Raw genomic sequence first — 24,382 nt, forward strand, 5'->3', positions numbered from 1 at the left:
CGCCGGACCGCGCCGCGCGCGACCGCGCCTTCTTCCTCCGCCATCTTGCGAGCTGCCCATGCCCCGCCACGATTCCCCGCCCCGCGTCGTCTACGAAGGCAAGTACCAGCGCATGGTCGTGCGCGGCACCTGGGAGTATTCCGAACGGGTGCATGCCGGTGGCCTGGCCGCGATCATCGTGGCGGTCACGCCGGACGACGAAGTGCTGTTCGTCGAACAGTTCCGCGTGCCGCTGCAGGCGCGCACCATCGAGATGCCGGCCGGGCTGGTCGGCGACATCGATGCCGGCGAATCGATCGAAGTGTCGGCGGTGCGCGAACTGGAGGAGGAGACCGGCTGGACCGCCGACCACGCCGAAGTGCTGCTGATCGGCCCGACCTCGGCCGGCGCCAGCAACGAGAAGATCGCCTTCGTGCGTGCCACCGGCCTGCGCAAGGTCGGCAACGGCGGCGGCGACGCCAGCGAGGACATCACCGTGCATTCGGTACCGCGCGCCCGTGCCGCCGCGTGGCTGGTGCAGAAGATGGGCGAAGGCTACGCACTGGACGCGAAGCTGTGGGCCGGCCTGTGGATGATCGAACACGAGCTCGACGGGACGCCGCGTGGCTGAGGCGCCCCGTTCCGATCTGCCGCCGCTGCTGGGCGCCGGCGACCCGGCGGTGTTAACCATCCACCGCGCGCACGGCGCTTCGCCGTTCGTGCTGCTGGCCGACCACGCCGGCCAGGCGGTGCCGCGCGCGCTGCACGGTCTCGGCCTGGCGCAGGCGGACCTGGACCGGCACATCGGCTGGGACATCGGCATCGCCGGCACCACCCGCGCGCTGTCCGCGCTGCTCGACGCCTGGGCGATCGAACAGACCTATTCGCGACTGCTGATCGACTGCAATCGCCCGCTGGCCTCGCCGACGCTGATTCCGCCGGTCAGCGACCACACCGTGGTGCCGGGCAATGCCGCACTGACGGCGGCGCAGCGGCAGCAGCGCATCGACGCCGTGCATGCGCCCTACCACGCGCGCATCGCCGCCGAACTGGACGCACGCCGCGCCGCCGCGCGCCCCACCCTGCTGGTGATGATGCACAGCTTCACCCCGGTGATGGACGGCGTGCCGCGGCCCTGGCATGCCGGCGTGCTCTACCACCGCGACACCCGCTTCGCCCACGCGCTGCTGCAGGCGCTGCGCGAGGAAGACGACCTGCTTGTCGGCGACAACGCGCCGTACGCGGTCAGCGACAGCAGCGACTACGCGGTGCCCGTGCACGGCGAAGGCCGCGGCCTGCCGCACGTGGAACTGGAGATCCGCCAGGACCTGATCGCCGACGCCGCCGGCCAGCAGGCCTGGGCGCAGCGGCTGGCGCGGATCTTCAGCGCGCTGCAGCCGCCGTTGCTGGCGCTTGGCTGAGTACAAGACGTCGGCGAGAGATGTGGCTTCTGCCGCGTCCCTCCGTCGAAGACGACCGACCACCGCGCCCACGCGCTGCCGCAAGGACCCCCGGTGCGGCGGTCCTTGGCGTCGCGCGCACGTCGCGCCGCGGTTTCGCCGCCCACCCGTCGCCAATGCGTCGGTTCGACATGCACTGAGACCCCTCCGCCGCTCAGCATGCTGAAGCGGCGGGCGCCCGCCTTCACACCAAGCTGAGCGCGGCCTGCGCACGCTGGGCTTGGACCGGTCCGCACCGGCAACCCGCCCCGCACCGGACACACCATGCTCATCCGCCTCGGCTACGAGATTCGCTACCGGTTCGCGCAGGCGACGCCGATGCTGGCGATGCTGGACATCCACGACAGCCGCCACGACGACATCGTCGCCGCCACCGCCCTGCACAGCGTGCCGGCAGTGCCGCTGCACACCTATCGCGACGGCTTCGGCAACCGCTGCACGCGCCTGCAGGCACCCGCCGGCGCGCTCACCCTGCGTGCCGACGCGGTGGTGCGCGACAGCGGGCTGCCGGACCAGTACCGCTACGACGCCGCGCAGACCCCGGTGGAGCAGTTGCCCGACGATACCCTGGTGTATCTGCTCGGCAGCCGCTACTGCGAGACCGACCTGCTCAGCGGCATGGCCTGGGAACTGTTCGGCGGCACGCCGCCCGGCTGGGCGCGGGTGCAGGCGATCTGCGACTACGTGCATGCGCGCATCGCCTTCGGCTACGTCCATGCCTGCGCCACCAAGAGCGCGGCGCAGGCGCTGCAGGAAGGGCGCGGGGTGTGCCGCGACTTCGCGCATGCGGCCATCGCCCTGTGCCGCTGCATGAACATTCCGGCCCGCTACTGCACCGGCTATCTCGGCGACATCGGCGTCCCGGCCTCGGACGCGCCAATGGATTTTTCCGGCTGGTTCGAGGCCTTCCTCGACGGGCACTGGTACACCTTCGATGCGCGCCACAACCTGCCGCGCATCGGCCGCGTGCTGATCGCGCGCGGCCGCGACGCCGCCGACGTGGCGATCAGCACCACCTTCGGCGACAACGTGCTGGAATCGTTCGTGGTCTGGACCGAGGAGACCACGCAGGCGCAACTCGACCCGCTGCCTGCACCGGCCAGCGCCACCGCGGCTGCCGGCTGCGAACCCCGCAACGCGCTGGCCTGCTGAACCGCAGACCGGCGCACCGCGGACGGCGCCGCGCGCGAACTCAGGCGAAGCCGTCGGTGGCGCGCACCAGCGCGTCGACGTTCTCGGCTTCGAACGCCGAATGCCCGGACGCCGGCGTGATCTGCAGCGTCGCCTTCGGCCAGGCCTTGGCCAGGTCCCAGGCATTGGCCAGCGGGCAGACCACGTCGTAGCGGCCATGCACGATCACCCCGGGGATGTCGGCGATGCGGTGCGCGTCGCGCAGCAACTGGTCCTCGACCTCGAAGAAGCCGCCGTTGACGAAGTAATGGTTCTCGATGCGCGCGAACGCCAGCGCGAAGTGCGGGTCTTCGTGGCTGTCGACGAAATCGGCATCCACGTGCAGGAAGCTGGTGGCGCCTTCCCACACGCTCCAGGCCTTGGCCGCGGCCAGGCGGGTGGCCTCGTCGTCGCTGGTCAGGCGCCGGTGGAAGGCGGAGATCAGGTCGGCGCGCTCCACCGGCGGGATCGCCGCGACGTAGTGCTCCCACGCATCCGGGAACAGGCGGCTGGCGCCTTCCTGGTAGAACCACTCCAGCTCCCAGCGGCGCAGCATGAAGATGCCGCGCAGCACCAGTTCGGTGACGCGCTGCGGATGCGTCTGCGCGTAGGCCAGCGCCAGGGTCGAGCCCCAGCTGCCGCCGAACACCTGCCAGCGGTCGATGCCCAGGTGCGTGCGCAGCCGCTCGATGTCGGCGACCAGGTCCCAGGTGGTGTTGTCGACCAGGTCCGCATGCGGCGTGGAGCGGCCGGAACCGCGCTGGTCGAACAGCACGATGCGGTACTTGGCCGGGTCGTGGAAGCGACGCATCTTGGCGTTGCAGCCGCCGCCCGGACCGCCATGCAGCAGCACCACCGGCTTGCCGTGCGGATTGCCGCACTGTTCGTAGGACAGGGTATGCCGTGCGTCCACCGGCAACATGCCGCTGTCGAACGGCTCGATCTCGGGATACAGCGTGCGCATGGCGCCTCCTGCAGGGAAACCCCCGATTCTACCCAGCGCTTGGCCTGGACTCGCAGACGAATGCACCGCGCTCCCTTGGCGCCTGGGGCGAGTCGACACGACCGCTCGGCGCAGCGCGGGGGCGCTTCCCTGCACGGCGCGCATCGCGTGGCCGCCATCGGCAACGGTCGCGCGCCCCACAGACCCTGTCGCTCAACTGGTCGGCCACTGCCCCAGCGTGACCCGGTCGCGCGCCTCCAGGTCCTGCCGGGTCGCCACCTCCGCGAAGCCGGCCGCCTTCAGCAGTGCGCGCACCGCCGCGCCCTGGTCCCAGCCGTGTTCCAGCAGCAGCCAGCCACCGGGCAGCAGATGCGCCGGCGCATCGGCGACGATCCGGCGCAGATCGTCCAGCCCGTCCGGGCCGGATGCCAGCGCGCTGGCCGGTTCGTAGCGCAGGTCGCCCTGCTGCAGGTGCGGATCGCCATCGGCGATGTACGGCGGGTTGCTGGCGATCAGGTCGAAGCGCTGGCCGGCCAGCGGCGCCAGCCAGGCGCCGTGGACGAAGACGACGTTGCCCAGGCCGTGCGCGTGCGCATTGGCCTGCGCCACCGCCAGGGCGGCTGCACTGAGGTCGGTGGCCGTCACCTGCGCCTGCGGGCGCTCGCTGGCCAGGGCCAGGGCGATGGCGCCGCTGCCGGTGCCGAGGTCGGCGACGCGCCGGCCCGGTGCCCTATCCAGTCGCTCCAGCGCCAGTTCCACCAGCCGCTCGGTGTCCGCGCGCGGGATCAGCGTGGCCGGCCCGACCGCCAGGTCCAGGGTCCAGAAGCCGCGCCGGCCGGTCAGGTAGGCCACCGGCTCGCCCTGCGCACGCCGCGCCAGCAGCGCCTGGAAGCCGGCGACCACACCGTCGGGCAGCGGCTCGCGGGCATGCGCGAACAGCCACGCGCGGTCGCGTTGGAGGGCGTGCAGCAGCAGGGCTTCGGCATCGCCGCGCTCGACCTGGGTGCAGGCCGCGCGCAGCAGGGACTCGGGGGTAGGCGCATTCATCGCTGTCACGATGACGCAGCGAGTCCGGAAAAGCCAACGTGGTAGAACGGACCAACGCCTATGCGCCATGGGCGGGTGGCGCCCTCGCGCGGCAGTGCAGCAAAGAGCCAGGCTTGGAAATCGATAGAGGAAAGCTATCTATTCAATTCCATCAATCGATTTGAGGGATCTATCGGCACCCCCTATCATGAGCCTCGTTCCATCCCCCGACCCCTATTGCAACCACGAGGAAACTCCATGTCGTCTTTGATCAACACCCAGGTCCAGCCGTTCAAGGCCAACGCCTACCGCAACGGCGAATTCATCGAAGTCACCGACGCGGACCTGAAGGGCAAGTGGTCGGTGCTGATCTTCATGCCGGCTGCCTTCACCTTCAACTGCCCCACCGAAGTGGAAGACGCCGCCGAGCATTACGCCGAGTTCCAGAAGATCGGCGCCGAGGTCTACATCGTCACCACCGACACCCATTTCTCGCACAAGGTGTGGCACGAGACCTCGCCGGCGGTGGGTAAGGCCCAGTTCCCGCTGGTCGGCGACCCGACCCACCAGCTGACCCGCGCCTTCGGCGTGCACATCGAGGAAGAAGGCCTGGCCCTGCGCGGCACCTTCGTGATCAACCCGGAAGGCGTGATCAAGACCCTCGAGATCCACGACAACGCGATCGCCCGCGACGTCACCGAGACCCTGCGCAAGCTCAAGGCCGCGCAGTTCGTCGCTTCGCACCCGGGCGAGGTGTGCCCGGCCAAGTGGAAGGAAGGCGAGAAGACCCTGAAGCCGTCGCTGGACCTGGTCGGCAAGATCTAAGCCGCCCGCGCTCCCATCTCCGCCTCGCGGCGGGGGTGGGGGTGAACCGCAGCCGGCATCGCGCGCCGGCGCCGGCTGCGGTTCATCCCTCCTCCCTCTTCGCAGCGCGCTGCTCCGGCAGCTCGCTTCCCCCTCGCTTTGCCCAACGTCAGGAGTCCGCCATGTTGGATGCCGATCTGAAAACCCAGTTGAAGGCTTACCTGGAGCGGGTCGTCCGGCCCATCCACATCACCGCGTCGGTGGACGATGGCGCCAAGTCGCGCGAGATGCTCGACCTGCTCGAGGATCTGGTGCTGCTGTCGGACAAGATCACCCTGGACGTGCACCGCGACAGCGGCGAGCGCACCCCGTCGTTCGCGCTGAACAGCCCGGGCCACGACATCCACCTGCGCTTCGCCGGCCTGCCGATGGGCCACGAGTTCACCTCGCTGGTGCTGGCGCTGCTGCAGGTCGGCGGCCACCCGTCCAAGGCCACCGCCGAGCTGATCGAGCAGGTGCGCAACCTGCCCGGCGAGTACCGTTTCGAAACCTATTTCTCGCTGTCCTGCCAGAACTGCCCGGACGTGGTGCAGGCGTTGAACCTGGCCGCGGTGCTGAACCCGAACATCCAGCACGTGGCGATCGACGGTGCGCTGTTCCAGGACGAGGTCGAGGCGCGGCAGATCATGTCGGTGCCCACCGTCTACCTCAACGGCGAAGTGTTCGACCAGGGCCGCATGACCCTGGAGCAGATCGTGGCCCGGCTCGACACCGGCGCGGCCAAGCGCGATGCGGCGGCGATCGCGGCCAAGGCGCCGTTCGACGTGCTGGTGGTCGGCGGCGGTCCGGCCGGCGCGGCCGCGGCGATCTACGCTGCGCGCAAGGGCATCCGCACCGGCGTGGCGGCCGAGCGCTTCGGCGGCCAGGTGCTGGACACCATGGCGATCGAGAACTTCATCTCCGTGCAGGAGACCGAAGGCCCGAAGATGGCCGCGGCGCTGGAACAGCACGTGCGCCAGTACGACGTGGACATCATGAACCTGCAGCGCGCCGAACAGCTGCTGCCGGCCGGTGCCGACGGCCTGGTCGAGGTCAGGCTGGCCAACGGCGCCTCGCTGAAGAGCCGCACGGTGATCCTGTCCACCGGCGCGCGCTGGCGGCAGATGAACGTGCCCGGCGAAGACCAGTACCGCAACAAGGGCGTGGCCTACTGTCCGCACTGCGACGGCCCGCTGTTCAAGGGCAAGCGCGTGGCGGTGATCGGCGGCGGCAACTCCGGCGTGGAAGCGGCGATCGACCTGGCCGGCATCGTCAGCCACGTCACCCTGGTCGAGTTCGACAGCAAGCTGCGCGCCGACGAAGTCCTGCAGCGCAAGCTGCGCAGCCTGGGCAACGTCGACATCCTGGTCAACGCGCAGAGCACCGAGGTGCTGGGCGACGGCCAGAAGGTCACCGGCCTGGTCTACAAGGACCGCGTCGGCGGCGATGTGCATCGCGTGGCGCTGGAAGGCATCTTCGTGCAGATCGGGCTGCTGCCGAACACCGAATGGCTGCAGGGCACGGTGGCGCTGTCGCCGCGCGGCGAGATCGTGGTCGACGACCGCGGCCAGACCTCGCTGCCGGGCGTGTTCGCCGCCGGCGATGCGACCACGGTGCCGTACAAGCAGATCATCATCGCCATGGGCGAAGGCTCCAAGGCCGCGCTGAGCGCCTTCGACCACCTGATCCGCCACAGCGCACCGGTCGCCAGCGGCAGCGTCGCCGAAGCGGCCTGATCCGCCCCGTCCCGCGCCGCACTGTCGGCGCGGGATCAGGGCGCGCGGCCTGCGACACGCGCGCGCCCATCTGTCTCGCCGCCATCTGCGCCAGACGCTCTATGCTGTGACCCTGCGACACCTCCCGCCGCTGCGTCCCGAGGACCCCGTCGATGAACCTGCGTGATCTGAAATACCTGGTGGCGCTGGCCGATCACAAGCATTTCGGGCGCGCCGCCGCGGCCTGCTTCGTCAGCCAGCCGACGCTGTCCACGCAGATCAAGAAACTCGAGGACGAACTGGGCGTGCCGCTGGTCGAACGCGCCCCGCGCAAGGTCATGCTGACCCCGGCCGGGCGCGAAGCCGCCAGCCGCGCGCGTGGCATCGTCGCCGAGATCGAGCAGATGAAGGAGGCGGCGCGGCGCAGCCAGGATCCGGAAGCCGGCACCGTGCGCCTGGGCATCTTCCCCACGCTCGGCCCGTACCTGCTGCCGCACGTGATCCCGCGCATCCGCGAGCGCTTCCCGCAGCTGGAACTGCTGCTGATCGAAGAGAAGAGCGACGTGCTGCTGACCCGCCTGCGCGAAGGCCGGCTGGACGCGGCGCTGCTGGCGCTGCCGCTGCACGACGAGCAGTTGCACGCCGAATTTCTGTTCGAGGAACCGTTCGTGCTGGCGGTGCCCGAGCAGCATCCGCTGGCGCGGCGGCCGACCCCGCTGACCCTGGAGGAACTGCACGCGCAACGCCTGCTGCTGCTCGAGGATGGGCATTGCCTGCGCGACCAGGCGCTGGACGTGTGCCATCTGTCCGGTGCGCTGGAAAAGGCCGAGTTCCAGGCCACCAGCCTGGAGACGCTGCGGCAGATGGTCGCCGCCAACGTCGGCGTGACCCTGTTGCCACTGCTGGCGGTGCAGCCGCCGGTGGCCAATCCGCCGAACCTGCGGCTGTTGTCGTTCGCGCCCGACGGCGGACCGAGCCGGCGCATCGCCATGCTGTGGCGGCGCAGTTCGGCGATGGGCGCGTTCCTGCAGCAACTGGCGCACCTGTTCGGCGCGCTGCCCGAAGACCTGTTCACCCTGCCGGCACAGGCGCCACTGCCGAACCAGGCGCCGCGGCAGGTGGCCTGAGCGGGGCAGACCCGGCCGCAGCGTCGCATCGGCGCCGGCTTGCTTGCACAATGGCAACAGGGGGCGGCACGGTGCCGCCCCCGTGCGTTGTGCCATCCAACCGGAGCCTGTCCATGACCTCGCAACACCACAGCGGCCTGCCGCCCTCGTTGACCGTCTCCAGCCGCGATTTCGCGCGCCTGGAAGCCCTGCTCGATTCCCCTGCCTTGCACCAACACCCGGCCGCGCTCGCGCTGGGCGCAGAACTCGACCGCGCCACCGTCGTGGCGCCGGAGCAACTTCCTCCCGGCATCGTCGCCATGCATTCGCGCGTGGAGTGCGAAGACGAACTGCACGGCGAACGCCACCAGCTGACCCTGGTCTATCCGCACGAAGCCGATGCCGCGCATGCGCGCATCTCGGTGCTGGCCCCGGTCGGCAGCGCCCTGCTCGGCCTGGCCGTGGGCCAGTCGATCGACTGGCAGGCGCCCGGCGGACGCCCGCTGCGCCTGCGCGTGACCGCGGTGCAGCGCGCCGACGACGACAACGCGCGCGCAGCGCGTTAACGTGCGCGGCCCTATCCTTGTTCCCACTCGTTTCCGAGAGATACCGATGACCTCTTCCGCCCCCTCCAAGCTCGCCCAGTTGCGCGAGTTGTCCGTGGTCGTGGCCGATACCGGCGACTACGACGCGATCAAGCGGCTCAAGCCGGTGGACTGCACCACCAACCCGACCCTGGTGAAGAAGGCGCTGGACCTGCCGGTCTATGCCGACCTGATCGACGAGGCGCTGGCCTGGGCGCGCGGCCAGGACGGCGACCACGCCGCCCTGGTCGACGAGATCGCCGACCGCCTGACCATCGGCGTCGGCGCCAAGCTCAGCGCGCTGGTGCCCGGCCGCGTGTCCACCGAGGTGGACGCCGACCTGGCCCACGACACCGCCGCCACCATCGCCAAGGCGCACAAGTTCATCGCCATGTATGCCGAGCGCGGCATCCCCAAGGACCGCATCCTGATCAAGGTCGCTGCGACCTGGGAAGGCATCGAGGCGGCGCGGCAGTTGCAGAAGGACGGCATCGACTGCAACCTGACGCTGATCTTCAACCGCACCCAGGCCCTGGCCTGCGCCGAGGCCGGGGTATTCCTGATCTCGCCGTTCGTCGGCCGCATCCTCGACTGGTACGTGGCCAAGGGCCAGACCCCGGCGACCATCGACGAGGACCCGGGCGTGCAGTTCGTGCGCGGCGTGTACGACGAGTTCAAGCGCCGCGGTTCGCAGACCGTGGTCATGGGCGCCTCGTTCCGTTCCACCGCGCAGATCGAGGCGCTGGCCGGCTGCGACCGCCTGACCATCTCCCCGGACCTGCTGGAGAAGCTCGACGCCGACCACGGCCCGCTGCCGCGCAAGCTCTCGCCCGGCCAGGCCGACGGCGCCAAGATCGAGCCGATCGATGCCAAGCGCTTCGCCGCCGACCTGGCCGCAGATCCGATGGCCACCGAGAAGCTGGCCGGCGGCATCGACACCTTCGCCAAGGACCTGCAGACCCTGCGCGACACGATCCGGCACAAGCTGGTCGGCTGAGTGTGTGCCTGCACCCCAAGCGCGGTGATGCTGCGCTTGGGGTGCAGGGAATGGGGAAACCGAAATGGGGAATCGGGAAAGCGAGTCCCCGTTTCTCTGCCGTCTCCCGATCGATTCGATGACGTCTGCACGCGGTCGCACTGCGCGAGCGCGAAGGCGCACGCCCCACGAACGCCGAAAACAGACGTGGGCGCGGCGCGTATCACCTGCGGCGCTTTCGACACCGCGTTGGCGCGGCCGCAACTTTTCCCGGGCTATGCTGCGCGCCCGAGTGCAGAGGCAAGGCAATGGCAACGATCGCAGTGGTGATGGTGGACGGCGTGGCGGACTGGGAAATCGGCACCATCCTGCCGGCGGCGCGGGCCTGGTTCGGCGACACGATCCAGATCGCCAGCATCGACGGCAAGCCCATCACCTCGATCGGCGGACTCGACTTGCACCCCACCCATGCTCTGTCGGACCTGGCGCCGCTGGACGCCGACCTGTGGCTGCTGCCCGGCAGCGACCGCTGGCAGGCCGGCGAGATTCCGGGCCTGAGCGCGTTGCTGCAGCAGCGCCTGGAGGCCGGCCGCGGCGTCGCGGCGATCTGCGGCGCGACCCTGGCGCTGGCCTACGCCGGCCTGCTCGATAGCCGCCCGCATACCAGCAACTCCGAAGCCTTCCTGCGGGAGCACGCCGGCGTCTATGCCGGTAGCGCGCATTACCAGGAACGCCGGGTGGTCAGCGTCGGCGGCCTGATCACCGCACCGGGCACCAGCCCGGTCAGCTTCGCCGAGGAATGCCTGCGCCTGCTGCACCCCGAACGCGAGGAGCAGATCGCGCAGATGCGGCAGATGTTCGCGGCCGAGTTCGTCTAGCGCGACCAGTGCCACCTGTCATGCAGACGGCGGCGGCACACCATGACTACACTTGTCGCCACACCCTGCAACCCGCCATCGGCGGCTGCGCGCGGCGTCGCGGTCGATCCGCGACGGGCGTGACGTAACGGCGCTCACGCACACCCGCGCGCCGGCAGGGTGCTTCCACGGCTTGGACAGGAGAGCGTGCATGCGCGGATGGATGGCGCGTTGTTTGTTTTCGCTGACGCTGGCTGCCGCCAGCGCCACCGGCATGGCCGCCACGCCGGCACCGACCCGGGTCGCGATCCTGGGCGTGGAGCACGCGGCGCAACTGGTCTCCGAGCGCGACCAGCCGGGCGTGCTCGCCGCGTTCCTGGAGCACCTCGCGCCGGATGCGATCTGTCTCGAGCGACCGCCGGAGCAGGCGGCGCGCGGCGACTATTACGAGTACACCTACGAGGTGCAGGGCGTGATCCTGCCGTACGCCGCGGCGCATCCGGTCACCCTCTGTCCGATCGACTGGATGCCGCCGGTGGAGGACGCCAGGCTCGGCTTCGGCGTGGACCTGGACACCCCGCTGGAACTGCGCCGCGAGCAGGGTTTCCAGGGATTCCTGTCCTTCCCCGACAAGGCCGCCCTGCAGCGCGACTTCTTCGCGGCGGATGCGGCCGAAAACGTGGCCGCGGTGCAGAAGTGGGCGCAGACGCCGGCGCCGCGTGCCGACCAGGACCTGCCGCGACGCCTGTACCTGTACCGCACCTTCCTGCAGGCCCAGCGCATCCGCGCCGCAGCGCTGGCGCACCCGGGCAAGACCGTGCTGGTCGTGGTCGGCTATTTCCACAAGCCGGACCTGGAAGCGATCCTCGCGCACGATCCGGCGATCGCACTGGTGCGGCCGTCGACGCTGGGTCGCCCCACCGCGGACGCGGTCGCGCGCGCCACCACCGCGTCACAGCGCGCGGCGATCCTCGCCTTCAATTTGCTCGGCACCCAGGCCGACACCGGCAACGTCGATTGGGCGTGGATGGGCCGCGTCCTGGATGCCTACGCGGTCGACGCACCAGCCGCCGAAACGGCGCTGTTGCAGACGCGCCTGGCGCTGCTGAGCGGCCGCATCGCACCGGCCGAAGCACGGCGGCGCTATGCACGGCTCGCCGAGGAAACCCCAGCCGAACTGGCGTTCGGCTGGACCGGCGTGCAGGACCGCGCGCGCGTGGATTCGTTCTTCGATCCCTTCGGCAACCTGACGGTGCGTCAGCGCGCGACGCTGGAACTGGCGCGGACCGACTACGCGCTCGGCCGCAGCCGTGACGGCGACGCGGCGATCGAACGGCTCAAGGCCGAGCTGTCGCCGCGCAAGGCGCTGCAACTGTCCGGCTATGCGGCGCGGCTGCGGCCGGCCGCCGGCAAGGGCTGCGCGGTTATCGCCAAGTAAGCGGATGACGTCGGCAAGGCGCGCGCTGTCGCCGCGCCCGTCGAGGTGCAGTCTCGCTCCTTGAGAGGGTGCTTTGGCTTGATGCGGCCGAGTCCAGTTCGGAGACGCAGCATGTCACTCGCCGAGATCGCAGGTCGCTACAGCAATATCGCCGGCGTCATCGCCGCCGCCGGCGCGCTGCCCATGTTCTTCCTAAAGTGGAGGACCGGCTTTCTCGGTCTCTCGGTGAAACGCACGCAACGCCTCTATGCGCTGTCCCTTGGCGGTGCCTGGCGGCATGCGGATGCAGCCGCCTTGCAGATCGCGGTCGGCAATGCCATCGGGGGCAATCTCGATGGCGACGACATCAGAATTGCGCTGGCACGCAGCAATGCCGTGCGGGTGCTGACGTACTGCAAAATGGCCAAAGGCATGATCGGGGTGTCGGACGACAAGTCGCACTTCGTGCCCAAAGGGAATTGGAAATCAGCCAAGAGCTATCGAAAAGGGGCCATTGCCCTGTACGTAGCCGCATTTGTCCCCTGGTTGCTTGCACCGGCCGCCTTCACTCTCTTTGAGCCATCCAAACAAATTGCCGGTGGGATTGCGCTGGCGATGTTGCTATTGCCCCCCGTCCTGACATGGCTATCCGCGTGTGCGGAAGCTGCTTACCGGCTCACAAGCGACTTCGATCGGAAGTACCCCAGGCTTCAGCCGCTCCCGGCCACCAAAGGACGGACACGGACAGCACGCACGAAGCGTGCAGGCGCGCCGCAGCCGAGCGCCGGTCGGCCGCGGCGCAGCCTCCGCGTCGAGGCTCAGGCCTCCAGCCCGATCGGACAACTCACCCCGGTCCCGCCCAGGCCACAGTAGCCGCCCGGGTTTTTGGCCAGATACTGCTGGTGCTCGTCCTCGGCGTAGTAGAACGGCGGCGCCGGGAAGCGGATCTCGGTGGTGATGGGACCGTAGCCGGCGGCGTCCAGGCGCTGCTGGTAGGCATCGCGGCTGGCCAGCGCGGCCTCGTACTGGGCCTGGGTGGTGCAGTAGATCGCCGAGCGGTACTGGGTGCCGGTGTCGTTGCCCTGGCGCATGCCCTGGGTCGGGTCGTGGCTTTCCCAGAAGGTCTGCAGCAGCTGCTCGAAGCGCACGGCCTGCGGGTCGAACGCCACCAGCACCGCCTCGGTGTGGCCGGTCTGGCCCGAGCAGACCTCGCGATAGGTGGCATTGGGCGTCTCGCCGCCGGCGTAGCCGACCGCGGTGCTGAACACGCCCGGCAGCGACCAGAACTTGCGTTCGGCGCCCCAGAAGCAGCCCAGGCCGAACTGCACCTGCTCCAGGCCGGCGAAGGCGTCGCGCAACGGATGGCCGTTGACGAAGTGGCGGTTGTGCAGCGGCAGCGGCTGCGCGCGTCCCGGCAAGCTCTCGCCCGGACGCGGCAGGCGCTGCTTGAAGGCACCGATTCCCAACATGGCATGGACTCCTGGCAGCGACGGCGATGTCTTTGTGGATGGCGCTGCCGGAGTTCGCTTTCAAGTGCGCCGGCCACCGCGGCGGCGGCGGGCGCGACGTTCACTTCGTTGCGGTGCTGGCCGTCGCGGCGGCGACCGGCTCCGGCATCGCCGAGCTGTGGTGGTTGATGATCAGCCAGCGCCCGTCGCGCTTTTCGTAGACGAAGGTGTAGCGCGCCTGCACCTGGCGGGTGCTGCCGTCGGGATTGTTCAGGGTGAAGGTGTAGACGCCGGCGTCGACCGCGCTGTCGTCGTCGAGCAGCCGCACCTGGCGGTAGTTGATGGCGCCGCGCGGCTTGGCGGCGAGGAAGTGGCTGAAGTAGTCCTCGATCTCGGCGCGGCTGGCGCGGACCTGGTTGGACACCGTGGGCAGCAGCACGCCGTCGCGGGCGTACAGGTCGGCCACGCGCTGCGGATTGCCGGTGGCCAGCGCCGCGTTCCAGCGGTCGAACAGGCCGGCGATTTCGCGCTCGGCGCTGCTGGCCGGCGTCGCCGGCTGGCCGTCGTAGTGCATCGCCGGCGCGGCCAGCGCGGTGGTGGTGGTGGTCAGGCCCAGTGCCAGGGCGAACAGGATGCGACGCATGGGAAGTCTCCGTGTGCTGAGGGGATGCCGTCTCGGGGCGAAGCGAGTATTGGCAACCGCGGCTTGCGCAACATCCGCTGGGCGGCATATCCTCGAATATGCCGTTCGGCATACCGGAGACGCGCCCGTGCACCCTCCCTCCAATGCAGGCCAGTGGCGTGAGGCACTACGCCGCGACGCTGCCGACGCGGCACGCTGGCAGGCGGTGGCCGCCGCCGCAGTGGCGCTGCGCGAGTCCGGCGATGCCGCCCAGGCCGCCGCGCACGCGCTGGTGCCGGCCAGCGCCCTGGTGGCGGCCCCGCACGCCGCGGTGCTGGCGGTGCGGGGCGCCCGCTGCCTGGTGCTGGCCAGCCAGGGCGATGCGTTGCCGCCGGGCGCCAGCGTCGCCGTCGAGGCGCCAGCGCATGCGTGGCGCCTGCGCGGCGATGCCGCCAACGAGGCCGGCGAACTGTGCCTGCCGATCGCCGCGCTGGGCGTGCCGCTGGGCACGCTGTGCCTGGGCTGGGACGCCCGCACCGTGCCAGCGCCGGAAGACGTGCAGGCCCTGTCCGCGATCGCCGCGCTGCTGGCACCGCTGGCGGCCGAACCGCCGCGTGCGCCGCGGCGACGCAAACCGGCGCAGGCCGACCGCCTGGCCGTGCTCAGCGCGCGCGAGCGGCAGGTGCTGGCGCTACTCTCGCGCGGCCTCACCAATGCCGCGCTCGGCGCCGAACTCGGCATCAGCGCCGGCACCGCCAAGGTCCACGTCGAGCGCATCCTGCACAAGCTGCAGGTGGCCGACCGCACCCAGGCCGCGGTGGTCGCGGTGCAGGCCGGGGTGGCGCTGTGAAGGCGCTGGCGCGCCGCTGGAACGACTGGCCGCTGACCCGCAAGAGCCTGGCGCTGGTGGCGCTGCCGCTGTTGCTGCTGGTGGCGGCGCTGGTGGCGATCTACAGCGTGGAGCGGCAGAACATCGCCGCCGAGAACGACGTGCGCCGCACCCTGCAGTTGCTCAGCGACCTGCACGAGGCGCATGCGCTGCTGGCCGAGACCGCCGCCGGCGTGCGCGGCTACCGGCTGGTGCGCCAGGACGCGTTCCTGACCCCGTACCGCGATGCCGAGCCGCGGCTGAAGACCGTGGTGCAGCGCCTGTCGCAGCGCATCACCGACCCGCGCCAGGCGCAGCGCTTCGCCCGCATCCAGCCGCTGTTCGAGGAGAAGATGCAGGGCTGGCGGCGGCTGCTCGCGCCGGACCTGAGCCGCGAGGAAGAGATCCGCCAGCTGCGCGAAGGCAAGGTCACCCTCGACATCCTGCGCGCGGAACTGCGCGAGCTGCGCAACTACGAGACCGCGCAGTTGCAGGTGCGTACCGCCAAGGCGCAGGCGCTGCGCCAGCGCAACTTGCTGATCACCCTGTGCGCGGCGATGCTGGGCGGGCTCGGCGCGGTGCTCGCGGTGGCCTGGTTCGCCTCGTCGCTGTCGCGGCGCCTGCGCCAGCTCTCGGCCAATGCCGACCGCCTCGGCGACGGCCGGCCGCTGGCGCCACAGCCACCGGCCGGCGACGAACTGGGCCAGGTCGCGCAACGCCTGCAGCAGGCCAGCACCCTGCTCGCCGCGCGCGCCGAGGAAGCGCAGTCGGCGCGCCGCGAGGCCGAGAGCGCCAACCGCGCCAAGACCGAATTCCTCTCGCGCAGCAGCCACGAACTGCGCACCCCGCTCAACGCCATCCTCGGCTACGCGCAGGTGTTGGAGATGGACCTGCCGGGCGCGGCGCAGCGCGATCACCTGCAGCACATCCTCGGCGCCGGCCGGCATCTGCTGGGGCTGATCACCGAACTGCTGGACATCGCCCGCATCGAGGCCGATCAGCTCGACCTGAGCCCGCGCCCGGTGCCGGTGCGCACCGCGCTGGAAGAGGCGCTGGGGCTGGTCGCGCCGGAGGCGCGGGCGCGCGGCATCGTGCTGCGGCCACCGCAACTGCCGCCGGAGTGGACCGTGCGCGCCGACCCGCAGCGGCTACGCCAGGTGCTGATCAACCTGCTGTCCAACGCGATCAAGTTCAATCGCCCCGGTGGCGCGGTATGGGTAAGCGCGGTGCCCGAAGGCCAGTCCCTGGCGCTGACCGTGCACGACCAGGGCCACGGCCTGACGCCGGCGCAGGTGGAACGCTTGTTCACGCCGTTCGAGCGGCTCGGCGCCGAGCGCTCGGCGATCGAGGGCACCGGCCTGGGCCTGGCGCTGAGCAAGCGCCTGACCGAGGCGATGGGCGGGCGCATCGCCGTGGACAGCGGCCCGGACGGATCGCGCTTCACCATCGCGCTGCCGCTGGACCGCCCACAGGCAGCGGCGCTGCCGGACCCGGCCGTGGCGACGACGACGGCGGGCGGGGGACAGCGCCAGTTGCTGAGCGTGGAGGACAACCCCTCCAACCAGGCGCTGATCCGTACCCTGGTCGAACGCCGACCGCACTGGCGCCTGTACGAGGCCGCCAGCCTGGCGCAGGCGCACGCGCATCTGCAGCACGCCACGCCCGACCTGATCCTGCTCGACCTGCATCTGAGCGACGGCAACGGCGAGGACCTGCTGCAGGCGCTGCGCGCGCAGCCGCACACCGCGGCGATCCCGGTGGTGGTGGTCAGCGCCGATGCCACCGCGACCACGCTGGCCCGCGTGCAGGGCGATCCCGTGCGCGCCTACCTGACCAAGCCGCTGGACGTGGCCGACTTCTTCTCCGTTCTGGACCGACACCTCGCATGACCCGCAACGATGTCCTCGCCGCGCGCATCCTGATCGTCGACGACGAACCGGCCAACGTGCGCCTGCTGGAAGAACTGCTGCAGCGCGAAGGCTTCCGCCAAGTGGTGGCGACCACCGACCCGCAGCGGGTGCTGGGCCTGGTCGCCGCATTCGCGCCGGACCTGATCCTGCTCGACCTGATGATGCCGGAGCTGGACGGCTACGCGATCCTGGAGCAACTGGCGCGCTTGGCCGGCCCGTCCAGCTTCCTGCCGGTGATCGTGCTCACCGCCGACCCCAGCCGCAGCGCCCGCCACCGCGCCCTCGGCCTGGGCGCCAAGGATTTCCTGACCAAGCCGCTGGACACCTTCGAAGTGGCCCTGCGGGTGTGGAACGTGGCCGAGACCGTGGTGCTGTTCAAGCGACTGCGTGCGCTGGCCGTGGCGGATGCCGTGCCCCCGGGCTGGTCGACGGCCGGGATTGGGGATTAGGGATTGGGGATTAGGGATTAGGGATTAGGGATTCGCAACGGCGGCACCCCGCTTTTGCCAATCCCCAATCCCGACTCCCCAATCCCCGCCCCCAACCTACATCGCCCGCGTCACCTGGCCGCCCAGGCCCAATGCCATCAGCACTTCCTGGGCCTTTTCCAGCAATTCGTCGGCCACGCAGACCTGGACCACGCCGAACGGCAGTTCGCCGGCGCCGCCGAGCAAGGCCTCGCCGAACACGAAGGCGGTGATGCCGGCGTCCTCCAGCGCGTGCTTGGCCAGGTGCGCATCGATCAGGTGCTGGGCGCGGTAGGCGATCTGCATGGTCGGCCCTCAGCCGTACACAGCGACATTGGCGACGACACGGGAGACGCGCCGCACGCTCGCAGACAGGGTCTGGGCGCCGATAACGAGGCTGAGCAAAGGCATGGCGCGTTCTCGCAAAGGGAGATCGGCAGAGTACGCTGGGGACGCCGGTCGCAGCCAGCCGAACCGAGCCCCCAGCGTCAACAAACGTCAACATAGAGTCAACGTTTGTTGACCCGAGTAGACTGTTGCGCACCCAATTTGTTGACGCGCGCATGTCCGACACCCCCGCCACCGACGCCTCCGCCCCGGCCGAGAAGAAAGACTTCATCCGCCAGATCGTCCGCGAGGACCTGGCCAGCGGCAAGCACACGGCCATCCGCACCCGCTTCCCGCCCGAGCCCAACGGCTATCTGCACATCGGCCACGCCAAGGCGATCTGCCTGGACTTCGGCATCGCCGCCGAATTCGGCGGGCGCTGCAACCTGCGCTTCGACGACACCAACCCGGCCAAGGAAGATCCCGAATTCGTCGCCGCGATCCAGGACGACGTGCGCTGGCTGGGCTTCGACTGGGCCGAGCTGCGCCATGCCTCGGACTATTTCGAGGTGTACTACCTGGCCGCCGAGAAGCTGATCCGCGACGGCCACGCCTTCGTCTGCGACCTCTCCGCCGAGCAGGTGCGCGAGTACCGCGGCACCCTCACCGAGCCGGGCCGCGACTCGCCGTACCGCACCCGCAGCGTCGAGGAGAATCTGGACCTGTTCCGGCGCATGCGCGCCGGCGAGTTCCCGGACGGCGCGCGCACCCTGCGCGCCAAGATCGACATGAGCAGCGGCAACATCAACCTGCGCGACCCGGCGCTGTACCGGATCAAGCACGTCGAGCACCAGAACACCGGCAACGCCTGGCCGATCTATCCGATGTACGACTTCGCGCATTCGCTGGGCGATGCGGTGGAAGGCATCACCCACTCGCTGTGCACCCTGGAGTTCGAGGACCACCGCCCGCTGTACGACTGGTGCGTGGACAAGGTCGACCTGGCCGGCCACCCGGAACTGCTGCAGCCGCTGCTGGACAAGGGCCTGCCGCGCGAGGCGGCCAAGCCGCGGCAGATCGAGTTCTCGCGGCTCAACATCAACTACACGGTGATGAGCAAGCGCAAGCTGACCCAGCTCGTCGCCGAAGGCCTGGTGGACGGCTGGGACGACCCGCGCATGTACACCCTGCAGGGCCTGCGCCGCCGCGGCTACACGCCGGCGGCACTGCGCCTGCTGGTCGACCGCGTCGGCATCAGCAAGCAGAACTCGGTGATCGACTTCTCGGTGCTGGAAGGCTGCCTGCGCGAAGACCTGGACGCGCATGCCGCGCGGCGCATGGCGGTGATCGAGCCGCTGAAGCTGGTGCTGAGCAACCTGCCCGAAGGCCACAGCGAGACCTTGACCTTCTCCAATCATCCCAAGGACGAGGGCTTCGGCACGCGCGAGGTGCCGTTCTCGCGCGAACTGTGGATCGAGCGCGAGGATTTCGCCGAAGTCCCGCCCAAGGGCTGGAAGCGGCTGGTGCCGGGCGGCGAAGTGCGCCTGCGCGGCGCCGGCATCGCCCGCGTCGACGAAGTGATCAAGAACGACGCCGGCGAGATCGTGGAACTGCGCGGCTGGCTCGACCCGGAATCGCGCCCGGGCATGGAAGGCGCCAACCGCAAGGTCAAGGGCACCATCCACTGGGTCAGCGCCGCGCACGCGGTGGAGGCGGAGATCCGCCTGTACGACCGCCTGTTCTCGGTGGAGAAGCCCGACGACGAGTCCGAGGGCAAGACCTACCGCGATTACCTCAACCCCGCCTCCAAGCGCAGCGTGCGCGGCTACGTCGAACCCGCCGCCGCCCAGGCCGCGCCGGAGCAGGCGTTCCAGTTCGAGCGCACCGGCTATTTCGTCGCCGACCGCTACGACCACCGCGCCGATGCGCCGGTGTTCAACCGCAGCGTGACGTTGCGCGACACCTGGAGCGGCGGCCAGGGCGGCGCCTGACGCAATGCGCGTGCGGTCCTCGCGGCCGCACGCGCAGCGCCCCCATAGGCCAGCGCCGGCCGATATCGGCGCCTGGTCTCCGCACCGCAGCATCGCTGGTACACCGCGATGAAACGCTCGAAGCGTCCGTAGGAGCGGCTTCAGCCGCGACGGGCAGGAGCCCAGGGTCGCGGCTGAAGCCGCTCCTACGACGACAGCGCACCATCGGGCTATTGCGAATCCCCAATCCCCGCCCTTCCCCCACCACCGTCCGCGCGCTAGCGTAACCGGCATGTTCCCCGCCCCATCCCTGAGCCTGCGCAGCTACGGCCGCGACGGTGCCGCCCATCAGCACGACCACGTGCAGTTGGTGCTGCCGTTGCGTGGCTCGATGGAACTGGAGGTGGACGGCCGCGGCGGCTACCTGGACCGTTTCCGCGCCGCGGTGGTCGCGCCGCAGACCCGGCATGCGCAGTGCGCGCTGGACGCCAACCGCTTCCTGGTCGTCGATTGCACAAGCGATATCTTTGGCGACGATGCGCTGGAGCGCCTGCGGCGCCAGCCGTTCCTCGACCTGCCACCATCCCTGCAGGATCTGCTCGCCGCCCAGGCACCGCATCCACACCTCGCGATCGCCCATGCCGATGCCGGCGCCGCCGTGCTGGCCTGGCTGCAGGCGGACACCGCGCCCCGCGGCTGGCAGCGGCTGCAGGCGCTGTGCCGGCGCATCGAGGCCGCGCCCGGCCAGGACTGGCCGGTGCGGCGCATGGCGCAGCTGGCGCACCTGAGCCCGAGCCGCCTGCATGCGCTGTTTCGCGCCGCGCTGGGGCGCACGCCGCAGGACTGGGTGGCGGCACGGCGGCTGGACTGGGTGCGCCGGCAACTGGCGCATGGCAACCGGCCGATCGCCGACCTGGCCCAGGACAGCGGCTATGCCGACCAGAGCGCGCTGACCCGCGCGCTCAAGCGCAGCACCGGGCAAACCCCGGCCGCCTACCGCCGCCGTCATCGCCCGGCGCCAGGACAGGAGTCTGGGACAAGCCGGCCGCTGCCGGCGCCGGCATGCTGAGCCGTCACGGCTGACACGGCCGATACGGAAACCAACCGCATGCGCGAACGTCTATGGGCAGGGGTCGGCAGCGGCATGGTCGCGGGCGCGCTGTGGGGCCTGGTGTTCCTGGCGCCGCAATTGCTCAGCGCCTTTTCGCCGCTGCAACTGGCCATCTCGCGCTACCTGGCCTATGGCGCCATCGCCGCCGTGGTGCTGCTGCCGCGCTGGCGCGCCGCCACCGCGCCGCTGGGCGCGGCCGAGTGGTGGGCGCTGCTGCGCCTGAGCCTGCTCGGCAACATCGTCTACTACGTGCTGCTGGGCAGCGCGGTGCAGTGGGCCGGTGGCGCCGCCACAGCGCTGATCATCGGCCTGCTGCCGGCGGCGGTCACCGTGATCGGCTCGCGCGCGGCCGGCGCGGTCCGCCTGCGCAGGCTGGCCGCGCCCTGCGCGCTGTGCGTGCTCGGGGTGGCGCTGGTCGCGGTGCAGACCCTGGCCGTCGCGCGGCCGCACATTCCCGCCAGCCTCGGCCTGCGTGCGGCGGGACTGGCCTGCGCGGTCGGCGCGCTGGCGTGCTGGACCGCCTACTCGATCAAGAACGCGCGCTGGCTGCGGCGGCGCCCGGACCTGTCCGGCCGCGACTGGTCGCTGCTGACCGGCGTGGTCACCGGCGCGCTGGCCCTGGGCCTTGCGCTGCCGGCGTTCGCGCTGGCCGGCACGGCGCACGCCGGCCCCGAGTGGATGCGCTTCTGGGGCACGGCGCTGGTGCTGGCGCTGTTCGCTTCGGTGATCGGCAACGCCTGCTGGAACCACGCCAGCCGGCTGCTGCCGCTGACCCTGGTCGGGCAGATGATCGTGTTCGAGACCGTGTTCGCGCTGCTGTACGGCTTCCTGTGGGAGCAGCGCTGGCCGACCGCGCTGGAACTGCTGGCGATCGCCTGCCTGCTCGGCGGCGTGCTGTGGTGCACCCTGGTGCATGCGCGGCCGCAACCCGCCGTGCGCGAAGCCAAGCCCGGTTAAGCGGCGCTGCCTAGACTTGCGCAGGTCCTCTCACGGGAATCGCGCCATGCACACCGTCCTGCGCCGTTGCTGCCCCGCTCTCATCCTGGCCGCCGCACTGGCTGGCTGCCACGCCTCCAACGCGCCATCCGGCGCGGCACCGAGCCCGGCCGCCAACGCCAGCGCACCGGCGGCAACCGGCAAGTGCGACGCCGTCCCCGACCACGCCTACGACCTGCCGGCCGGGCGCTTCGATGAGGTGTCGCAGCAACTGGCCCACGCCACCGGCTGCATGGTCGTGTACCGCGATCCCGGCCTCGCATCGTTGCAGGTCAACGCGGTGAAGGGACAGGTCAGCATCCGCCAGGCGCTGCACCAGGCACTGGACGGCACGGGGTTGCGGATCGCGCAGGAGAACGCGGACACGTTGACGGTCGTGCGCCGCTGACCCGGCGGCGGCGCATGGGGTTGCTACCATGGCCGCACTCCACCGCACGGAAGGTCGCCATGTCCCGCCATTTCGCGTCGTTGCTGTGTTCCCTGTGCCTGCTCGCCGGCATGCTGCTATCCAGCGCCTGTGCGCGCAGCGAAACCGCCAAGCCGGCGGTGCCGGCGCCGGCGCAAGCGGCATCCGCACCGGGCCTGCCGATCAAGGTCGACACCAGCTGCCGCACCGATGCCGACTGCACCGTCAAGAACGTCGGCAACTGCTGCGGCGCGATGCCGGCCTGCGTCAACCGCGACAGCCCTACCGATCCGCAGAGCGTGATGGCGCAGTGCCAGGCCAGCGGGCGCATGAGCGTGTGCGGCTCGCCCGCGATCGCCGGCTGCTCCTGCGTGGCCGGGCAATGCAGCGCGCGCGCCGCGCAAGCCGATACACTGCGCGCCCCCCAGCCTGCCGAACCCGTCCGCTGATGCTCTACGCGCAAGTCCACCTCACCCTGCCCGCCTGGATCCACGAGGCGGTCGATCCGCAGGCCGTCTACGCCAGCGACGCCGACAAGGTCGCGCTGGCGGTGGAACTGTCGCGGCTGAACGTGGACGCCGGCAGCGGCGGCCCATTCGGCGCGGCGGTGTTCGGCCCGGACCACCGCATCATCGCCGTCGGCGTGAACCGCGTGGTACCACAGACCACGTCGCTGGCGCATGCCGAGAACATGGCCTACATGCTGGCCCAGCAGCGCCTGCAGACGCCGCGATTGAACGCGGTGCTGTCACCCGTGACCCTCGCGACTTCCTCGCAGCCGTGCTGCCAGTGCTACGGCGCGACCATCTGGGCCGGCATCGACCGCCTGCTGATCGGCGCCAGCGCCGAAGACGTGATGGCGCTGACCCCGTTCGACGAAGGCCCGCTGCCGGCAGACTGGGTCGGCGAACTGCAGCGCCGCGGCATCGAGGTGGTGCGCGGCCTGCACCGCGACGCCGCCTGCGCGGTGCTGCGCCGCTACGGCGAACTCGACAGCCCCCGCTACTGACGCCGCCGGCGAAGGCTTGCCCATGTCCTCCGAGAACGGCCCGCTGGTCCATGGCCTGCTGTGCTACTGCCGGCCCGGCTTCGAACCCGAACTGGCGGCCGAGCTCAACGCCCGCGCCGGCGAGGCCGGGCTGGCCGCCTACGCCCGCACCGAGCGCAACAGCGGCTATGCGCTGCTGCTCAGCGACACCGCGGTGCCGGCGCAGGCGCTGCCATGGCGCGGGCTGATCTTCGCCCGGCAGAAGCTGCAGCTGCTGGCCGACCTGCGCGAGTTGCCGGCCAGCGACCGCATCGCGCCGATCCTGCAGGCGCTTGCCGGACAGCCGCGCTTCGGCGACCTGTGGGTCGAACATCCGGACTCGGACGCCGGCAAGCCGCTGTCGGGCCTGGCGCGCAGTTTCGGCAACGCGCTGCGCCCGGCGCTGCGCAAGGCCGGCCTGCTCAGCGACAAGCCGCAGCCGCGGCTGCCGCGCCTGCACGTGTGCTTCGTGACCGGCACGCACGCCCTGCTGGCGGTGGCCGACAGCGAGGACAGCGCGCCGTGGCCGCTGGGCATCCCGCGCCTCAAGCTGCTGCCGGAGGCGCCCTCGCGCTCGGCGCTGAAACTGGAGGAAGCGCTGCTGGCGCTGCTGACCCCGCACGAGCGCGAGACGCTGCTGCGCCCGGGCATGCGCGCGGCCGACCTCGGCGCCGCCCCTGGCGGCTGGACCTGGGTGCTGACCCGCCAGCACCTGCACGTGACCAGCGTGGACAACGGCCCGCTGCGCCAGCACGTGCTCGACAGCGGCCTGGTCGACCACCTGCGCGCCGACGGCTTCCACTGGAAACCGCCGCAGCCGCTGGACTGGATGGTCTGCGACATGGTCGAGCAACCGCGCCGCGTCGCCGAGCGCATGGCCACCTGGTTCCGCGAGGGCTGGTGCCGGCACGCGATCTTCAACCTGAAACTGCCGATGAAGAAGCGCTGGGACGAGACCCGGCTGTGCCTGGACCTGTTCGCCGAGCGCGCCGAGCGTCCGCTGCAGTTGCGTGCCAAGCAGCTGTATCACGACCGCGAAGAGATCACGGTGCTGGCGATCCCGGGCTAGGCGGCCGCGAGCATCCGACCCGTTTCTTCGTAGCAGCGGCTTCAGCCGCGACAGGCTTTCCCGGGAACGCCCATCGCGGCTGAAG

Annotated in this window: 26 protein-coding genes; 21 read left to right on the forward strand and 5 right to left on the reverse strand. The window is 70.6% G+C overall.

What is annotated here, in order from left to right; all coding sequences use genetic code 11:
- Positions 1-58 precede the first annotated feature (58 nt).
- The 3 genes from AC1PK7_RS17250 (at position 59) to AC1PK7_RS17260 (ending at position 2,591) form a co-directional block, all read left to right on the forward strand.
- Positions 59-610, forward strand: a complete 552-nt coding sequence (locus tag AC1PK7_RS17250; protein ID WP_019801603.1) for an NUDIX hydrolase — start codon at positions 59-61, stop codon at positions 608-610.
- Positions 603-1,400, forward strand: coding sequence for an N-formylglutamate amidohydrolase (locus AC1PK7_RS17255; protein WP_481098931.1), 798 nt, complete (start codon positions 603-605; stop codon positions 1,398-1,400). The genes AC1PK7_RS17250 and AC1PK7_RS17255 overlap by 8 nt, the downstream gene beginning before the upstream one ends.
- A gap of 303 nt (positions 1,401-1,703) precedes the next feature.
- On the forward strand, positions 1,704-2,591 hold the full coding sequence (locus AC1PK7_RS17260; protein WP_481098932.1) for a transglutaminase-like domain-containing protein: 888 nt from the start codon (positions 1,704-1,706) through the stop codon (positions 2,589-2,591).
- Between the two features lie 40 nt (positions 2,592-2,631).
- On the opposite strand, the gene pip is transcribed toward AC1PK7_RS17260, so the two are convergent.
- Together pip and prmC are read right to left on the reverse strand one after the other, a co-directional pair.
- Entirely contained in the window at positions 2,632-3,573 is a 942-nt protein-coding gene (pip, locus tag AC1PK7_RS17265; RefSeq protein ID WP_010341938.1) for a prolyl aminopeptidase, read from the reverse strand.
- A gap of 192 nt (positions 3,574-3,765) precedes the next feature.
- On the reverse strand, positions 3,766-4,599 hold the full coding sequence (gene prmC / locus AC1PK7_RS17270; RefSeq protein WP_481098933.1) for a peptide chain release factor N(5)-glutamine methyltransferase: 834 nt from the start codon (positions 4,597-4,599) through the stop codon (positions 3,766-3,768).
- A gap of 237 nt (positions 4,600-4,836) precedes the next feature.
- Here prmC and ahpC point away from each other — a divergent pair, with 237 nt between their 5' ends.
- From ahpC to AC1PK7_RS17310, 8 genes are all read left to right on the forward strand, one after another.
- Positions 4,837-5,403 carry an alkyl hydroperoxide reductase subunit C gene (gene ahpC / locus AC1PK7_RS17275; RefSeq protein ID WP_010341941.1) on the forward strand — a complete coding sequence of 189 codons (567 nt, stop codon included), beginning with the start codon at positions 4,837-4,839 and terminating at the stop codon, positions 5,401-5,403.
- Positions 5,404-5,564: 161 nt separating this feature from the next.
- Entirely contained in the window at positions 5,565-7,157 is a 1,593-nt protein-coding gene (gene ahpF, locus AC1PK7_RS17280; protein WP_420007815.1) for an alkyl hydroperoxide reductase subunit F, read from the forward strand.
- 152 nt (positions 7,158-7,309) lie between these two features.
- Entirely contained in the window at positions 7,310-8,263 is a 954-nt protein-coding gene (locus AC1PK7_RS17285; protein ID WP_481098934.1) for a LysR substrate-binding domain-containing protein, read from the forward strand.
- A gap of 113 nt (positions 8,264-8,376) precedes the next feature.
- On the forward strand, positions 8,377-8,808 hold the full coding sequence (gene rnk, locus AC1PK7_RS17290; RefSeq protein WP_481098935.1) for a nucleoside diphosphate kinase regulator: 432 nt from the start codon (positions 8,377-8,379) through the stop codon (positions 8,806-8,808).
- A gap of 46 nt (positions 8,809-8,854) precedes the next feature.
- Positions 8,855-9,823 (forward strand): transaldolase, encoded by a 969-nt coding sequence (gene tal / locus AC1PK7_RS17295; RefSeq protein WP_481098936.1) that lies wholly within the window; start codon positions 8,855-8,857, stop codon positions 9,821-9,823.
- Between the two features lie 287 nt (positions 9,824-10,110).
- On the forward strand, positions 10,111-10,680 hold the full coding sequence (locus AC1PK7_RS17300; RefSeq protein ID WP_481098937.1) for a type 1 glutamine amidotransferase family protein: 570 nt from the start codon (positions 10,111-10,113) through the stop codon (positions 10,678-10,680).
- 190 nt (positions 10,681-10,870) lie between these two features.
- A complete protein-coding gene (locus AC1PK7_RS17305; RefSeq protein WP_481098938.1) occupies positions 10,871-12,097 on the forward strand; it encodes a hypothetical protein in 1,227 nt (408 codons plus the stop codon).
- A gap of 111 nt (positions 12,098-12,208) precedes the next feature.
- The gene (locus AC1PK7_RS17310; protein ID WP_481098939.1) at positions 12,209-12,949 is read left to right on the forward strand and encodes a hypothetical protein; all 741 of its coding nucleotides are present in this window, start codon (positions 12,209-12,211) and stop codon (positions 12,947-12,949) included.
- On the opposite strand, the gene msrA is transcribed toward AC1PK7_RS17310, so the two are convergent.
- Entirely contained in the window at positions 12,895-13,545 is a 651-nt protein-coding gene (gene msrA / locus AC1PK7_RS17315) for a peptide-methionine (S)-S-oxide reductase MsrA (RefSeq protein WP_152246327.1), read from the reverse strand. The two genes, AC1PK7_RS17310 and msrA, sit on opposite strands and share 55 nt — an antisense overlap.
- Positions 13,546-13,645: 100 nt before the next feature.
- Entirely contained in the window at positions 13,646-14,167 is a 522-nt protein-coding gene (locus tag AC1PK7_RS17320) for an SgcJ/EcaC family oxidoreductase (protein ID WP_481098940.1), read from the reverse strand.
- Positions 14,168-14,294: 127 nt separating this feature from the next.
- Between AC1PK7_RS17320 and AC1PK7_RS17325 the strand changes: the two genes are divergently transcribed.
- From AC1PK7_RS17325 to AC1PK7_RS17335, 3 genes are read left to right on the forward strand one after another with little or no spacing between them, the layout of a single operon-like run.
- Entirely contained in the window at positions 14,295-14,996 is a 702-nt protein-coding gene (locus tag AC1PK7_RS17325; RefSeq protein ID WP_481098941.1) for a helix-turn-helix transcriptional regulator, read from the forward strand.
- A complete protein-coding gene (locus AC1PK7_RS17330; RefSeq protein ID WP_481098942.1) occupies positions 14,993-16,903 on the forward strand; it encodes an ATP-binding protein in 1,911 nt (636 codons plus the stop codon). The genes AC1PK7_RS17325 and AC1PK7_RS17330 overlap by 4 nt, the downstream gene beginning before the upstream one ends.
- The gene (locus tag AC1PK7_RS17335) at positions 16,900-17,373 is read left to right on the forward strand and encodes a response regulator (protein WP_209247109.1); all 474 of its coding nucleotides are present in this window, start codon (positions 16,900-16,902) and stop codon (positions 17,371-17,373) included. The genes AC1PK7_RS17330 and AC1PK7_RS17335 overlap by 4 nt, the downstream gene beginning before the upstream one ends.
- Before the next feature lie 96 nt (positions 17,374-17,469).
- On the opposite strand, the gene AC1PK7_RS17340 is transcribed toward AC1PK7_RS17335, so the two are convergent.
- The gene (locus AC1PK7_RS17340) at positions 17,470-17,697 is read right to left on the reverse strand and encodes a putative signal transducing protein (protein WP_017915895.1); all 228 of its coding nucleotides are present in this window, start codon (positions 17,695-17,697) and stop codon (positions 17,470-17,472) included.
- Positions 17,698-17,954: 257 nt separating this feature from the next.
- On the opposite strand from AC1PK7_RS17340, the gene AC1PK7_RS17345 reads away from it, so the two are divergent.
- The 7 genes from AC1PK7_RS17345 (at position 17,955) to rlmM (ending at position 24,297) form a co-directional block, all read left to right on the forward strand.
- Positions 17,955-19,709: a glutamine--tRNA ligase/YqeY domain fusion protein gene (locus AC1PK7_RS17345; RefSeq protein ID WP_481098943.1), complete on the forward strand. Its 1,755-nt coding sequence runs from the start codon at positions 17,955-17,957 to the stop codon at positions 19,707-19,709.
- A gap of 271 nt (positions 19,710-19,980) precedes the next feature.
- Complete coding sequence (locus AC1PK7_RS17350) at positions 19,981-20,757, forward strand: helix-turn-helix transcriptional regulator (protein WP_481098944.1); 777 nt, start codon at positions 19,981-19,983, stop codon at positions 20,755-20,757.
- A 39-nt stretch (positions 20,758-20,796) separates the two neighbouring features.
- On the forward strand, positions 20,797-21,756 hold the full coding sequence (locus AC1PK7_RS17355) for a DMT family transporter (RefSeq protein ID WP_481098945.1): 960 nt from the start codon (positions 20,797-20,799) through the stop codon (positions 21,754-21,756).
- 46 nt (positions 21,757-21,802) lie between these two features.
- Complete coding sequence (locus AC1PK7_RS17360) at positions 21,803-22,183, forward strand: STN domain-containing protein (protein ID WP_481098946.1); 381 nt, start codon at positions 21,803-21,805, stop codon at positions 22,181-22,183.
- A 59-nt stretch (positions 22,184-22,242) separates the two neighbouring features.
- Positions 22,243-22,650, forward strand: a complete 408-nt coding sequence (locus AC1PK7_RS17365; RefSeq protein ID WP_481098947.1) for a hypothetical protein — start codon at positions 22,243-22,245, stop codon at positions 22,648-22,650.
- Positions 22,650-23,210, forward strand: a complete 561-nt coding sequence (locus AC1PK7_RS17370) for a nucleoside deaminase (RefSeq protein ID WP_017914178.1) — start codon at positions 22,650-22,652, stop codon at positions 23,208-23,210. Before AC1PK7_RS17365 ends, AC1PK7_RS17370 begins: the two co-directional genes overlap by 1 nt.
- A gap of 22 nt (positions 23,211-23,232) precedes the next feature.
- A complete protein-coding gene (gene rlmM / locus AC1PK7_RS17375) occupies positions 23,233-24,297 on the forward strand; it encodes a 23S rRNA (cytidine(2498)-2'-O)-methyltransferase RlmM (RefSeq protein WP_017907753.1) in 1,065 nt (354 codons plus the stop codon).
- The last annotated feature ends 85 nt before the right edge of the window (positions 24,298-24,382 follow it).

This window comes from Xanthomonas sp. NCPPB 3174, from assembly GCF_056725205.1.

Coding starts and splice junctions, on each gene's coding strand:
- AC1PK7_RS17340 (WP_017915895.1), bottom strand. CDS start 17,697: ATGCAGATCGCCTACCGCGCCCAGCACCTGATCGATGCGCACCTGGCC.
- AC1PK7_RS17360 (WP_481098946.1), top strand. CDS start 21,803: ATGCACACCGTCCTGCGCCGTTGCTGCCCCGCTCTCATCCTGGCCGCC.
- AC1PK7_RS17370 (WP_017914178.1), top strand. CDS start 22,650: ATGCTCTACGCGCAAGTCCACCTCACCCTGCCCGCCTGGATCCACGAG.
- tal (WP_481098936.1), top strand. CDS start 8,855: ATGACCTCTTCCGCCCCCTCCAAGCTCGCCCAGTTGCGCGAGTTGTCC.
- AC1PK7_RS17355 (WP_481098945.1), top strand. CDS start 20,797: ATGCGCGAACGTCTATGGGCAGGGGTCGGCAGCGGCATGGTCGCGGGC.
- AC1PK7_RS17320 (WP_481098940.1), bottom strand. CDS start 14,167: ATGCGTCGCATCCTGTTCGCCCTGGCACTGGGCCTGACCACCACCACC.
- rnk (WP_481098935.1), top strand. CDS start 8,377: ATGACCTCGCAACACCACAGCGGCCTGCCGCCCTCGTTGACCGTCTCC.
- AC1PK7_RS17250 (WP_019801603.1), top strand. CDS start 59: ATGCCCCGCCACGATTCCCCGCCCCGCGTCGTCTACGAAGGCAAGTAC.
- AC1PK7_RS17285 (WP_481098934.1), top strand. CDS start 7,310: ATGAACCTGCGTGATCTGAAATACCTGGTGGCGCTGGCCGATCACAAG.
- msrA (WP_152246327.1), bottom strand. CDS start 13,545: ATGTTGGGAATCGGTGCCTTCAAGCAGCGCCTGCCGCGTCCGGGCGAG.
- AC1PK7_RS17310 (WP_481098939.1), top strand. CDS start 12,209: ATGTCACTCGCCGAGATCGCAGGTCGCTACAGCAATATCGCCGGCGTC.
- rlmM (WP_017907753.1), top strand. CDS start 23,233: ATGTCCTCCGAGAACGGCCCGCTGGTCCATGGCCTGCTGTGCTACTGC.
- AC1PK7_RS17350 (WP_481098944.1), top strand. CDS start 19,981: ATGTTCCCCGCCCCATCCCTGAGCCTGCGCAGCTACGGCCGCGACGGT.
- AC1PK7_RS17345 (WP_481098943.1), top strand. CDS start 17,955: ATGTCCGACACCCCCGCCACCGACGCCTCCGCCCCGGCCGAGAAGAAA.
- ahpF (WP_420007815.1), top strand. CDS start 5,565: ATGTTGGATGCCGATCTGAAAACCCAGTTGAAGGCTTACCTGGAGCGG.
- pip (WP_010341938.1), bottom strand. CDS start 3,573: ATGCGCACGCTGTATCCCGAGATCGAGCCGTTCGACAGCGGCATGTTG.
- AC1PK7_RS17305 (WP_481098938.1), top strand. CDS start 10,871: ATGCGCGGATGGATGGCGCGTTGTTTGTTTTCGCTGACGCTGGCTGCC.
- AC1PK7_RS17335 (WP_209247109.1), top strand. CDS start 16,900: ATGACCCGCAACGATGTCCTCGCCGCGCGCATCCTGATCGTCGACGAC.
- AC1PK7_RS17300 (WP_481098937.1), top strand. CDS start 10,111: ATGGCAACGATCGCAGTGGTGATGGTGGACGGCGTGGCGGACTGGGAA.
- ahpC (WP_010341941.1), top strand. CDS start 4,837: ATGTCGTCTTTGATCAACACCCAGGTCCAGCCGTTCAAGGCCAACGCC.
- prmC (WP_481098933.1), bottom strand. CDS start 4,599: ATGAATGCGCCTACCCCCGAGTCCCTGCTGCGCGCGGCCTGCACCCAG.
- AC1PK7_RS17260 (WP_481098932.1), top strand. CDS start 1,704: ATGCTCATCCGCCTCGGCTACGAGATTCGCTACCGGTTCGCGCAGGCG.
- AC1PK7_RS17365 (WP_481098947.1), top strand. CDS start 22,243: ATGTCCCGCCATTTCGCGTCGTTGCTGTGTTCCCTGTGCCTGCTCGCC.